Here is a 13400-nt window from a genome sequence, read left to right on the forward strand (position 1 = left end):
AGATTTCCCACAGCATAAGCTGGTAAGACCCCTGAATGATGATCAGGTTGATAGGCCCGATGTGGAAGTCCCGTGAGGGATGGAGCTGACGGGTACTAATCGGTCGAGGGCTTGACCTAGATCGAAGTCCGTGGTCTGAGGTCCGAAGTCCGAGAGGACTGAAGGCGGAAGACGAAAGACTTCGAAAGACAACACGAAATAAGGTTTGGCTCACTGGGGCTCAAACGAAAGTGAGTGCGTGATCCTTTGATAAGAAAGATCTGTGCAGTTTTGAGAGAATGCCTCTCAAAAACTAAAAAGAATACTCAAGTTCGGACTTCGGACGACGGATTTCGGACTGCGAGTAAGATCTGGTGACAATGCCGGAGGGGTTCCACCCGTTCCCATCCCGAACACGGAAGTTAAGACCTCCAGGGCCGATGATACTTGGACCGAAGGGTCCTGGGAAAGTAGGTCGTTGCCAGGTAAACAAAAGAGACTATCTTTAAGAGATAGTCTCTTTGTCTTTCACAACGTGAAAACTTAATTACGTGCAAGAGACTCTGGGGTCGTTCCACCCGTACATCCTCCGCGCGAAGTGATTCTCACCAGAACAGCGCTCCGGCGAAATGATCCACTGGATCATTTCGTATCCCGAACACGGAAGTCAAGCATCCTCAGCCGTCTAGAAAGTTTTGTAGCAGGCGGCTTCGGCGATGCTCTGACCGGAGAGCATTGTCTCCAGGGCCGATACGAAACCATCCAGTGGATGGTTTTGCGGCGAGCGCGCTGCCAACAGATATTTACTGAGGCGCGCCGCCTTACTTGGACCGAAGGGTCCTGGGAAAGTAGGTCGTTGCCAGGTAACACGAAGAGTACTTATCTTATCCAGATAAGTACTCTTTAATTATTTTAAGGAAGTTCGAGTAAGATGGTTCCCATGTCAGTTCTTGGATAGCCACATATGGTACGCTGCGGCAGCTTGTCCTAAGGCAAGCCCTCCATCATTTGCAGGTACTTTACGATGAGTAAATACCGAAAAGCCCCGTTTTATCAAAGCTTCCGATCCTAATTCCAAAAGCAAAGGGTTTTGCCAGACTCCACCGCTTAAAACCACTCGTTTAAGATTGGTTGCGGAATGTGCGTGCTGAATGCTCGCGACAATCATTTCCGCGATGGTGTAATGAAATTTCAAAGCGATGTGTTTTGCAGAATGTTTACGGTATCGGTCCTGGATTATTTCCCGCAACAGTCCGCTAATTTCAAGAATGCCTTGATTAAGATAAAAAGGATATGGGGTTTTGATCCAGTTTGCTTGGCTTAAGGGCATCTTCCTATAAACTGTACGGGCCAATTCTCCCAACTCTATGGCTGCTTGACCGTCATACGTATTTTCTAAACATACCCCTAAAAGAGCCGCCACAGCATCAAATAATCTGCCTGCGCTTGAAGCGCCAGGGGTATTGATATGTTCAATAATCATGCGTTCCAGCATGGGGATCTTTGCGGCATGATCAGGAAATAGTCTGGTTACCAGGCTTTTTCCTTCTTTACCTAAGTTCGTTAAAAGGTAAGCTGTAGCCACAATCCAAGGATTACGAATGGCTTTTTCTCCTCCGGGAAGTGGGACATTGGCGAGGTGAATAAGCCTGGTAAAGTGGGTGTAATTTCCGACAAGGATTTCAAAACCCCAAAGTGTATTGTCTAATCCGTAACCGGTGCCATCCAAAATAGCCCCAATGACATCTCCTTCTAAGCCGTTGTCAGCCATAACGGAAGCCATATGGGCATGATGGTGCTGAATCGGGAATGTTGCCAGCGGTTTTTTCGAAAGGTCTGCTTTAGCTGTCATTTCTTTTAAGATCATATGCAGCGTGGAGTTGGGGTGTGGGTCATAGCCGATTACCAATGGTTCGATCTCGAATAATGTCTTCAGATGGTGAAGAATTTCTTGGTAGTTAGCCAGGTTTTCCAGACTGCTCATCTCTCCGATATGCTGGCTTAAGAAAGCATTGTTGTCTTTGAGTAAGCAAAGTGTATTTTTTATTTCGCTGCCCATGCCCAAAACATGCGCATTTACAGAAAACGCCAATTGAAATGGACTGGGTACATAACCTCTTGATCGTCTAAGATACTGTATTCCTCCTGAGATTTCACGTACAACTGAGTCATCACAGCGGCTGATAATTTCGCGGTCGTGCATCAAAAAATAGTCTGCAAATGGTGCAAGATGCCTGAATGCTTCATCATTGTCTTTTACTATTGGCAATCCGCGAGCATTTCCGCTTGTCATGACTAAAAGATCGACATGCTCAGAAAAAAGCAGGAGGTGCAAAGGACTATAAGGTAGCATGAGGCCGAGGGTTGGATTGTTGGGGGCGAGTACAGGTATAGTTCCTTCGATGGTATCCAGTATTACAATTGGGGCAGCAGGACTGGTTAGAAGAGCAGCTTCTTCCCGAGAGACATGGCAATAACGTTTTGCGGTCTCTAAATCCTTGGCCATAACAGCGAATGGGCGAAAAGGACGTTTTTTGGCCCTGCGCAGGCTTTGAACTGCATCTGTGTTTAAGGCAGAACAGACCAGGTGAAAACCGCCGATGCCTTTGACCGCTACAATTTTTCCATCTTCAATAAACTGATGGAGGTTTGCGAGCCAGTCTCCGCTTACCGGAAAGCCATGCTTATTAAATAAAGTGACTTGAGGGCCGCAGAAATTACATGCCGTGGGTTGGGCATGAAAACGCCTGTGCCCTGGATTGTGATAGTCTTGATGACACTCCGGACACATCGGAAATTCGGCCATTGAAGTGCGATCCCTGTCATAAGGCAAACTCTTAATGACTGTAAAGCGAGGACCACAGTGGGTGCAATTCGTGAAAGGATAGTAGTGATAACGTTCAGCCTCGGCCAAAACCTCGGCACGACATTCGGGGCAGATGGCCAAATCCGGAGGCACAAGCACTTGGGAATCCCCAGTTCTTTGGCTTTCAAGAATGCGAAAGTCCGAGTAGTCGTTGAGGGGGACACTCTTGTAATTAAAACTCACAATCTCGGCTAATGGGGGTTTCTTTGCGGGCAAATCGCGGCAAAAACCCTCAATGCTCATGGCAGGACCTTGAATCTCAATGGTGACACCTTGACCGGAGTTAAGAACCCAGCCTTTTAACCCCCAGGTTTGAGCGAGGCGGTAAATGTATGGACGAAATCCTAAACCTTGGACCATCCCTGTGACCACAATTTGCCGGCAAGTTGCTTCGGCCATCATTCCGCTCCTTTCCGCTAATCTTATATCTTTTTCTAAATAACCATGCTTGGTTAAGATTCAGATCGCCGGTGATTTCTTACAATACTAATAAGACGGTTGCTCCAAGCTTCAATGCCTAGACCCAGGCGGGCGGATACATGAAATACTTCCAACTCAGAATTTATGGTCCTCAGATCTTTCTCTAATTCTGCCAAATTGAAATCCGTATAAGGTAAAAGATCGATTTTATTCAGAAGAAACATTTGCGCATCTCTAAACATTACAGGATATTTAACGATCTTATCATTACCTTCAGTTATGCTTAAAAGAACGATACGGAGGTTTTCGCCGAGGTCAAATTCTGCTGGGCAGACCAGGTTGCCTATGTTTTCAACGAGAATTAAGTCTAAAGCGCTTAAGTCCAGTTTTTGGAAAGCTTGATAAACCATACGGGCATCTAAATGGCAGGCACCATTTGTATTGAGTTGTACGGCGTTGATACCTTGCGCAGAGATGCGGTCGGCATCGCGGGTCGTGGCGATGTCTCCCTCAATAACCGCGACTTTTATGTGTGTTTTTAAAAAGTTTAGACTCTTTTCCAAGAGCGTGGTTTTACCGGCTCCCGGTGAGCTCATGATATTCACAAGAAAGATATTGTTGTCTTGGCATAAATAGCGAATCTCTGCGGCCATTTCTTCGTTACGAGCCAACAAAGAAGTGCCAAGTTCCACCCTGATGGTCATATTAGGCCTCCTCTCCTTCGAAACTGGCGATATACAATTCTCTTCCGGAAATGATTTCTATGCGAAGCCCCTGACAAGTGGGGCAGATAAAGAGATAATTGTCCGGAGCGGAAAAGGTGCTTCCGCAGGTACGGCACTTAGCGATGGTTTCACGTTGCTCAATAGTCAACTCAGCGGAGGGGGCAAATATATCCTCGGTTTTGAAAACATCAAAGGCCATCGTTAAAGCGTCAGGAAGAGCCATAGTCATTTTCCCCACCACAAGGTGTACTTTAATGATTTTGTCAATATTGTTCTCCCGCGCGCTGCAGCCTAACAATTCGATCATTTCAGCCATCAGGCTCATTTCATGCATTTTTTTTGCTCCTTGTCTGACAACCAACTTAAAATGATTCGAGGTATGTGATACTCTTGAGAGCAAATGGCCGGAAAACTCCGGCCATGCTCACTATGTCCATACTTAGCCATAGATCCACACTAGCATATACGCGGTAAAGGAGCCCCGGCCAGCATATCCAGGATTCGGGTGCCTCCCAGGGGAGTTTGTAAGAATACCTGCCCCTGACCGATTCGGACTTCTCCGATAATGGCCGCGTCCTTGCCTTCCGGCAATTGATGCATAAAGCGAACGATTTCTGCTGCCCGCTCGGGAGCGGCAATGGTCAAGACTTTTCCCTCGTTAGCCAAGTAGAGCGGGTCAAGCCCCAAAAATTCTGTGGCACCCCGAACCTCATCCCGCACGGGAATGGCGGTTTCCTCCAGCCATAGATCGCAGCTGCCGGATAAGGCAATTTCCTTAGCTGTTGTGGCCAAACCCCCGCGGGTCGGATCGCGCATAAACTTGATGTCTGTCCCAAACTGATCCAACAGTGGAGTGATTAGGGCATTTAAGGGCATACAGTCGCTCTGAATGCTTTCGCTAAACCGAAATTGGTTCCGCTCTATCAAGACGGCCAGGCCATGTTCCCCAATGCCGCCGTTGAGGATAATTTTGTCTCCGGGTTGAATCCTGTGATAACCAAGTTCCTTCTTGCGCACGAGGCCTAAGCCGGTTGTATTGATATAGATCCCGTCTCCTTTACCCCGTTCCACGACTTTAGTATCTCCGGTGACAATACTGACTCCGGCGGTCCGGGCGGTGGAAGCCATCGAGGCAACAACCTTTTCCAGGAGGGAAATCTCCAGGCCTTCTTCGAGGATGAAAGCGGCTGTTAGGTATTTTGCTTGGGCACCGCTGACGGCCAGGTCGTTGACCGTACCGGCGATCGCCAGTTTGCCGATATCCCCGCCGGGAAAAAACAGGGGATTAACCACGAAGGAATCTGTGGTGAGAGCCAAATCCGGGGCACCGGATAAGACTGCTGCATCCGTGAGGGCCATAAGTTCCGGCGCCCTGAAATATTTTTGAAAAAGGCCCTGTATCAGTTGATGGGTGAGAATCCCTCCGTCCCCATGGGCGAGAAGGAGTCTTTCCTCAGCCGGTTCATTCAGCAGCGAGGGCGGTGTGTGTGTCATAGCCGCTGCCATCCCTTCTCTCATATTTGTAATAAGTGGAGCAGGTTCCCTCCCCGGACACCATGCATGGGCCCACAGGATGGACGGGAGTGCAGGAAACGGCAAAATGCCTGCAATCAAACGGTAGGTTTTTTCCTTTGAGCACATTGCCGCAAAGGCAACCCTTGGGGGTATGCGATGCCGGCAGGGTCAGAGGAAAACGTTTGCTGGCGTCGAAACGGGCGTACGGTGGGCGCAAGACTAGTCCGCTTTCCGGAATTTCGCCTAAACCTCGCCATTTGACGGTATCCCCTGTAAAGAAGCGTTCGACTAAGCCCCAGGCTTTGCGGTTGCCATTTTCCCGCACAACCCGGGGGTAGCAGTTAGTTACCCGAGGCGTGAGCTGGGAATACTGGTCGAGGATATCTTTGAGCCCGGCTAAGATGTCTAAAGCATCAAAGCCCGTTATGGCTGCCGGCAAGGCGTATTGATCGGCCACAAATGAAAAGTAGGATCGTCCGGTTATCACTGAAACATGACCGGGGAGTATGAGACCATCCAGCTTGAGCTCCGGATCCTGAAGAAGTGTCTCGACAGCAGGAGCGGTGAGCTTGTGCGCGGCGTAAACGCTGAAATTATCCAGGTTCTCGGCTTCGGCTCTTTCCAGGGCTGCCGCAATGGTGGGAACGGTGGTTTCAAAACCGATGCCCATAAAGACAACGTGGCGTTGTGGTTCGGATTTAGCTATCTCCACAGCCTCAAGCGGAGAATAGACAACTTTGACATCTGCGCCATTGGCTTTGGCCCGGGCTAAATCACCCCGGCTGCCCGGAACGCGCATCATGTCGCCGAATGTTGTGACTGTAACCCCGGGCAGGGTAGAGAGTTCCAGCATATAATCGATATCGGCTTGGTCGGTTACACACACGGGACAGCCGGGGCCGCTGCGCAAGTCTACCCAAGGACGCAGGGCATCCCTGATGCCGCTTTTAGAAAGAGCTACAGTATGGGTGCCGCAGACTTCCATGAGAACCAGCTTGCGTCCATGCTCTTCCTGCCAACTATTTAAGCGTTCTTTAATCTCGGTAAGCATATTTTTGCCGATTTGCACGTGGTTAAAGCGCATACCGGGATTGACGGATGCTTGTGTTCCTTTAGATTGACTATTAGATGGAATCTGCTGCATAGAGTTCCCTCCAGAGAGCCAGGCTTTCTGCGGCCGATTGATTATCCACGATTTCAATGGCGAAGCCGGCGTGAACCAAAACATAGTCATCCAACTTAACATCCTCAATCAGACTTGTATTGACTTGGGCGATGTTGCCGAATGTTTCAACCTCTACCGTAAAATCATTTAGAATGTTTATCACCTTCGCAGGTACAGCCAGGCACATTTAAGTTATTCCCCCTATAGTTATGAATTAAGCTCACGATAAACTAAATCTGTGAAGTGACGCAAACGGCTCTGTATTTCCGGTGAGAGTTGCAGGCCCCAAGCAATGCTTGCCGGTTGCATGGCAAAAACCTCCGCCTCAAACTCCCGTCCCAAGAAGTCAGCTACTTGCAGGACTTCCAAAAGCCCGACATCATGAATTGAAGCCGTATAATCCCGGGGAAAGGAACCTAAATCTCCAGGCTTAAAACGGAAAATGGAACCGGGAGCAGCTTGGGCATCGATGCAATCAAGTACGATTAAACGTTCCACATCATCCAGGTAGGACAGGAGCTGAGGCCCTGCCGTACCACCTTCAATGACATCCACTTCCGGAGGGAGGCCGTAGGTCTGCAACAGGCGCACGGCGTGGATTCCGAGCCCTTCATCCTGAAGAAGTTCGTTTCCAACTCCTAGGATCAAGGTTCTTTTCTTAGGTTTCCCTGCAAACATGACTTCATCTCCTTGAGCTCAGGCGAACCACTTAAGCGTAATCCTTTGTTAGATCCTTTCCCGCGCTACTTTTTTGTTCAAACCGGTGTTTAAGTTTGTTTCCTTTCCACGCCAAAACATTTCAACCAAGGCTTGCGGTGCTTCGGTGAAAATGAGGTAGAGGTGAATAATTATAAAGGTAATAAACACCCAGGTGAACAGGTAGTGAATGGCACGGATTTCGGCCAGGCCAAGCAGGTTCACCAAAAAGGCCATGGCCCCGCCCGGCCAGCCCAGCGCAAAACCGGTTATTCCCTGAAGAACGATGAGCAAGACTACTCCCAGATAGGCAAGACGTTGCAGAGGGTTGTAAAGGCCGTCTTTTACTTCATGTTTAGTTAAGAAAAAATAATATTTGATTTGTTGGAGTAAACCGCGCCAGTTAGGCTTGAATTCCTGATAGTCCCGGTAGCGTCCGAAAAAAGCATAGTAGACGCGAACGGCCAAATTCAGCAGGAGGACAAAACCTGCTATATAATGCAGGTAGCGAACCTGGCCCATGAGACCCGGGGAGGAAGGCCTGTGGATATAAAAGCCGCTGGCAGTGAGCGCTAAAATAGCCAGGAGATTTAGTGCGTGGGCAACCCTTTGGGGAAAGTGATGGGTGTTCATTACGCATTCCTCCTTCATAAATTAACCAATTTGGAATTCCAGTATCCGGTTGGATTCGGGTTGGATGATGTGGATGGCGCAGGCCAGGCAGGGGTCATAGGAGCGAACGACGCGCACAACGTTCACTGGGTTTTCCGGGTCGGGTACGGGCACTCCGATGAGAGCCTGTTCGAGGGGGCCGGGTTGGTCGTGTTCGTCGCGGGGGGAATGGTTCCAGGTAGTAGGGACAACCATCTGGTAGTTGGCAATTTTATGACCGGAAATTTGAATCCAATGGCCAAGAGCGCCCCTTGGGGCGTCAATTAAGCCGCTGCCTTCACCAGTTGCCGGGGGATCCCAGTGCTCGGTGTCGTGGATTCTCGTTTCCCCGTGTTTAATTAGATCTTCCAACTCATCTAACCAGGCCGGCATGGCTTTGGCCAGGAGGACCGTTTCATAGGCGCGGGCAGCATGGCGGGCTACGGCCCCTGGTTTAATCCCGTATCTTGTCACAAGATCCATGAAGGGCTGAGGTTTAAGCACAAGCATTCGCGCTAACGGGCCGACTTCCATTGGTTTTCCGTTATAACGGGGAGCCTTGACAAAAGAATAGGCTTCAGGCTTATTGAGATCAAAGATGGTTTCGCCCTCACTAGGATTTTTGGATCCTGTTTGCTCCGAGTACCAGGAATATTTTACGGCCTCCGAGATTTGAGCGGGGTCGACTGGGAGGACATTGCCAAACTGATTGTCGAAAATCACTCCTGCAGGGAACAGGAATTTACCTTTATCGTCCAGAGGGAATCCTCCATAGGTAAGGTAATGCCCATGACCACCGCCTACTCCTGCACGGGCCAAGGGCAGAAGCGGTCCGGCCCCGAAAGTAAGTACATCCTGCCAATAAACTTTTTCGACATAGTCGCTTTGTTCAGCCAAAAGGCTGCGGAATTGCTCAATTTTACTAAGATCAGGGAGCATGGTCACGCCACCTGCCACAATACTGGATTGATGCGGCTGTTTGCCGGAGAAAATTGCCGACATCTTTTTGGCTTTGGCTTGCATTTCTAAGGCCATCAGATAGTGCGACACAGCAGTGGTAACCAGATCTGGGTCGTTAACGCTGAATTCATCCGGTTTGTACCGGGGGAGGAGAGGGGAAGTATCCCCGGCTTTAACCAGTTTCACAATTTTATCTTTGACAGCGAGCAATTTGGGATCTTGGCCTTGGTAATATGCTACCATAGTCACATCCAGATAATCCAAGGCGGAGAGGTGATAAAAATGCAAAGGATGATCATGAAGCCACATCGCTCCCAGAATAAGATTGCGCAGAACCCGGGCCGTTTGCGGCAGCTTTGCTCCTTGGGCGTTTTCCACAGCCACTGAGGAAACCCAACCGTGCGATCCGGCACACACTCCGCAGACCCGTTCCGTGACATAGGTTGCATCCCTCGGATCCTTGCCTTTGAGTAAAGTTTCAATTCCCCGGGCCATTGTCCCGCTGGCTTTAGCATTCACGACTTTGCCATTTTCTATTTCCACTTCGACTTTGAGGTGCCCCTCAATGCGAGTAATGGGATCAATCACGATTTTCTGGGCCATTATTTATCCCGCCTTCCTTCTTCTGCTTTTTCTTGCTTGAGTCGTCCGGTTGCTATATTTCCAACCAGATGAATGCCTGCGCCGGCAACCGAAGCTCCAGCCATTACTTTTCCTGCAGTTTCCGGATTAACCCCGCCGATTCCCGGCAGGCTCATCGTGTCAGTCCGCACATACAGGGGAGCTAAGCCTGCACGGTTATCAGATAAACCTGCGGCGTAGAACTCGGGTTGGGTGCATCCGGCACAGGGAGAGGAAGCGTTTATGCAGAAGTTGACACCGTCATTCCACCAGCTCTGGGCGCAATCCGTATAGGTTTTTGGTCCTTTGCAACCACGCAGAAGCAAGCAAAAATCCTTTTGAGCCGGATCGTTCCAATCCGTGAGAAATTCTCCCTTTTCAAAGTGGCCCCGGCGCGGGCAGTTGTCGTGGAGCAGACCCCCGAAATATGCCAGAGGGCGCTTATTGCTGTCCAACTCTGGAACTTGATTAAATACCAAATAATGGAGAATTGTTCCCAAGAGCCAGTTGGGTTTAACGGGGCACCCTGGTAAATTGATAATTGGTTTGCCGCTGATAATGTCCTGGACCCCTTTGGCTTCTGTCGGGCCGGCAGCCGGGATGCCTCCATAGCAGGCACAGGCTCCGATAGGTACCACAGCAGCCGCATTGGCGGCAGCTTCTTGCAGAATTTGTCGGAAGGGTCGTCCTCCGATGGTTAGAAAACGGTCATCTGCAGTCGGAATGGAACCTTCAACAACGAGCAGGTAGCCACCTTGTTTAATGTTTTCGGCCAGCCAGGATTCTGCTGTTTCACCTGCTCCGGCCATGATGGTTTCATGGTAACGGATGGAGAGTAAATCAAGAACGATTTCCGTAGGGCCGGGATTGAATGAGGACAAGATGGACTCGGTACATCCTGTGCAGTCTTGACCCTCCAGCCAAATTACAGCGGGTTTGTTGGCGGCATTTTCGACCGCTTGCGCGATACGCGGCTGATAGATCGCGGGTAATTGTAGAGCAGCAGTAACGGTTCCAATTAATTTGATAAAATCGCGCCTGCTTAACCCTCTCGCTTCAAGACGAGATTGAAAATCCATTGGCACACCTCCTAAAAATTAACCCCTCAATAGCAATTATTAATTTTCTGAATTGTCTGCTATTTGAGTTATCTGATTATTGCATTCAAGCAAGAACCATACCAATGAATGAAATTGTGTAGCTACTCACGAGTTAGGAGTGAGGAGGCAGACACAAGGAGGGAGAAACCAGGAGTCTGCATGAGAGACGGTTTATCCTTACCTGGATAAGAGTTATAGCTAAATCGTAGATTTAGCTATAACTCTTTATCAAGAACATAAGAACAATCTTATCGTCTGGAAATATTCTGACTACTGGATCCTTAATACCTGAAAGAAAGGGTTTCCTCATAAAAATCTGTCAAAAAACTAGACACATAAGAGTGCCCATGAATGAATTTCCCGGTTGCAAAGCCCGGAAAACAAAAACTGTCTAACTTCTAGACATGTCAAAAAGTTAGACAGTAGAAAATGCAGAATGATTGATTTTGAATTTAAGTAAGTTTTTAATTCTTTTCCAACAAGCCATATTCTTTAAGTTTTAAATAGAGGGTTGCCCGGGGCATGCCGAGGTTTTGAGCTGCGGCGGCGCGATTGCCGCCACAGGACTTCAAAGCTTGGATAATCATTCTTCGTTCCAGGTCCTGTACGGCCTCTTTTAAGGGTTTTAGTTCTGTAGATGGACGGTTTTCCGTATGTTTAATCAAGAAAGCGGGTAAATGGTAAATCGAGATAACATTTTCGTCCACAGTATATAATAGGCGTTCGATTATATTTTCTAATTCACGAACATTGCCGGGCCAATCGTATTGCATAAAACATTCGACAGCTTCTTCACTGAAAATTTTGGGAAGAATTTTCCGGGCTTGGGCCATTTTTTGGGAAAAATGGGTTACCAGATGGGGAATGTCCTCTTTGTGTTCGCGTAGAGAAGGAATGGAAATGTTAATTACATTAAGGCGATAAAAGAGGTCGGCCCGGAATTTTCCTTCGTGAACAAGACGGCGTAAGTCACGATTGCTGGCAGCCATTATACGAGCCTCAAGCCGGATGGTATGTGTGCCGCCGACCCGTTCGAATTCGCGCTCTTGGAGAACCCTCAAAAGCTTAGCCTGCATGGATAAGGGCATGTCTCCCACTTCATCCAGCAAAATGCTTCCTCCTTTGGCCAACTCAAACTTACCTGGTTTTCCACCTTTTTTAGCTCCGGTGAACGCTCCCTCATCGTAACCGAAGAGCTCTGACTCCAGAAGATTTTCCGGTAAGGCCGTACAGTTAATGCCTAAGAATGGTTTATCCCTGCGATTGCTGAGTTTATGCACAAATTGAGCAAAAACTTCTTTGCCAACCCCACTTTCACCTTGGATCAGAATATTGGCATCGTTGCGGCTGGCTTTGACGGCCAAACGGCGAAGTTCCTGATTGGCTGTGCTGATGCCAATGAGAAACTGCTCGTTTTCATGGTAGGTTTCTTTAAAACGCAAACGCTCTTTGTAGACTTCAATTTCTCCGTGAGATTGTTCAATAAGATAGGGCAGGCACATGTCGATTTCCGCTAAGCCCTGGTACACAGCGACCGCCTTTTCACGGCAGGTGTTATACCCACAGGAGCCGCAGTTCAATTCATCTTCAGGTTTGAATTTGTTTGTATAACGAAGTATTTCTTTTATCTCGGATTCGCTTGGCTCCTGAAGCAATTGGTGCTTATCCGTAAATTCTCGGTGCAAATCAAGAGGTAAGGTGACTTCCAACTCATCGCGTATTTTCCGCTGGGCATATTTATATATTTGATATTTCCGGCTGAACAGATCGAGCGGGCTGTCCATTTCCGGTCCATCAATACATCCCCTGCAAAGCAAGATGTCAATGAATCGGGCATGGACGAGGCCGTCGCGCAAGTTGCCCAGGAACTCCAGGGAGTCCTCTTTGCCGTCAACAACAGCAATTTCTTCTTCTCGGAAAAGCGTCCCTTCCGGATCCAGGTTGCGGGCCAACCCGCCGCTTAAAGGAAACAAAGGAGGAAGAGAATTCCCGTGAGGGCGTGGGGGGATCGAACGGTCAAGCAAATGGTGCAGTCCCCTGGCTTCCAGCATCTCTTTCAATTCTTTGAAAGTAAGTACCGCATCAAGCACACCCTGGCCGAACTCAGTCATTTCTTCCTTTTTAGCGATGCAGGGGCCGATAAAAACTATCTTGGCCTTGGGATATATCTGACGGACGTATTTGGCGCTGGCCAAGACAGCAGAGTCCACCGGGACCAAGTAAGGAATGAGGGTGGGGAAGTGCCTTTCAATCATTCCAACGATGGCTGGGCAGTAGGAACTGATAGCCATTTCAGGATTGTTGCTAAAGAATTCCCGGTAAGCAGGGACAGTGAGTTCGATGCCATGAGTTACTTCAAGCACTTTGGTAAACCCCAGGTCTTCGAGGGTGGCAAAGAACTGTTCCGGTTCCAGGTAATAGAAAGAAGCTGGAAAAGAAGGAGCCAGGAGAGCGACCACCTCTTCTTGAAGCAGGTAGCCTTCGGTATCCTTGACATAACTTACGATCTGTTTAGCGTTTTGGGAACAGACCCGCACACAGTTGCCGCAGCTAATACAGCGGTCTTCGACAACAGTGGCTTGCCCCAGTTCTACTTTGATGGCTTTTACCGGACAGTTGCGCACACAGGAATAACAGGCTTTGCATTTATCTTCGATCGTTCTGACGACTGGCATCTTAATCCCTCCGGTGGTTGTCTAAAA

At 48.8% G+C, this 13400-nt stretch carries 11 protein-coding genes and 2 rRNA genes; 2 read left to right on the top strand and 11 right to left on the bottom strand.

What is annotated here, in order from left to right:
* Both J0X21_RS12695 and rrf read left to right on the top strand, forming a co-directional pair.
* Positions 1-119, top strand: a 23S ribosomal RNA gene (locus J0X21_RS12695); the annotation flags it as partial.
* A gap of 230 nt (positions 120-349) precedes the next feature.
* Positions 350-466 (top strand): 5S ribosomal RNA (gene rrf, locus J0X21_RS12700).
* 456 nt (positions 467-922) lie between these two features.
* Here rrf and hypF read toward each other — a convergent pair.
* From hypF to J0X21_RS12755, 11 genes are all read right to left on the bottom strand, one after another.
* Positions 923-3247 carry a carbamoyltransferase HypF gene (gene hypF, locus J0X21_RS12705; protein WP_328812883.1) on the bottom strand — a complete coding sequence of 775 codons (2325 nt, stop codon included), beginning with the start codon at positions 3245-3247 and terminating at the stop codon, positions 923-925.
* Between the two features lie 50 nt (positions 3248-3297).
* Positions 3298-3969, bottom strand: a complete 672-nt coding sequence (gene hypB / locus J0X21_RS12710) for a hydrogenase nickel incorporation protein HypB (protein ID WP_206812579.1) — start codon at positions 3967-3969, stop codon at positions 3298-3300.
* Between the two features lies 1 nt (position 3970).
* A complete protein-coding gene (locus J0X21_RS12715) occupies positions 3971-4324 on the bottom strand; it encodes a hydrogenase maturation nickel metallochaperone HypA/HybF (protein WP_206812580.1) in 354 nt (117 codons plus the stop codon).
* Positions 4325-4446: 122 nt separating this feature from the next.
* A complete protein-coding gene (gene hypE / locus J0X21_RS12720) occupies positions 4447-5484 on the bottom strand; it encodes a hydrogenase expression/formation protein HypE (protein WP_206812581.1) in 1038 nt (345 codons plus the stop codon).
* On the bottom strand, positions 5453-6649 hold the full coding sequence (hypD, locus tag J0X21_RS12725) for a hydrogenase formation protein HypD (protein WP_236006249.1): 1197 nt from the start codon (positions 6647-6649) through the stop codon (positions 5453-5455). The genes hypE and hypD overlap by 32 nt, the downstream gene beginning before the upstream one ends.
* A complete protein-coding gene (locus J0X21_RS12730) occupies positions 6630-6857 on the bottom strand; it encodes a HypC/HybG/HupF family hydrogenase formation chaperone (protein WP_206812582.1) in 228 nt (75 codons plus the stop codon). Before J0X21_RS12730 ends, hypD begins: the two co-directional genes overlap by 20 nt.
* Before the next feature lie 20 nt (positions 6858-6877).
* Complete coding sequence (locus tag J0X21_RS12735) at positions 6878-7348, bottom strand: HyaD/HybD family hydrogenase maturation endopeptidase (protein ID WP_206812583.1); 471 nt, start codon at positions 7346-7348, stop codon at positions 6878-6880.
* A 48-nt stretch (positions 7349-7396) separates the two neighbouring features.
* A complete protein-coding gene (gene cybH, locus J0X21_RS12740) occupies positions 7397-7999 on the bottom strand; it encodes a Ni/Fe-hydrogenase, b-type cytochrome subunit (RefSeq protein WP_206812584.1) in 603 nt (200 codons plus the stop codon).
* Positions 8000-8020: 21 nt separating this feature from the next.
* Positions 8021-9580, bottom strand: coding sequence for a nickel-dependent hydrogenase large subunit (locus tag J0X21_RS12745; RefSeq protein WP_206812585.1), 1560 nt, complete (start codon positions 9578-9580; stop codon positions 8021-8023).
* Positions 9580-10677, bottom strand: coding sequence for a hydrogenase small subunit (locus J0X21_RS12750; RefSeq protein WP_206812586.1), 1098 nt, complete (start codon positions 10675-10677; stop codon positions 9580-9582). The genes J0X21_RS12745 and J0X21_RS12750 overlap by 1 nt, the downstream gene beginning before the upstream one ends.
* Positions 10678-11162: 485 nt before the next feature.
* The gene (locus J0X21_RS12755) at positions 11163-13373 is read right to left on the bottom strand and encodes a sigma 54-interacting transcriptional regulator (RefSeq protein WP_206812587.1); all 2211 of its coding nucleotides are present in this window, start codon (positions 13371-13373) and stop codon (positions 11163-11165) included.
* Between the last annotated feature and the right edge of the window lie 27 nt (positions 13374-13400).

The organism is Paradesulfitobacterium ferrireducens (genome assembly GCF_017310645.1).
GTDB classification, from domain to species: domain Bacteria; phylum Bacillota; class Desulfitobacteriia; order Desulfitobacteriales; family Desulfitobacteriaceae; genus Paradesulfitobacterium; species Paradesulfitobacterium ferrireducens.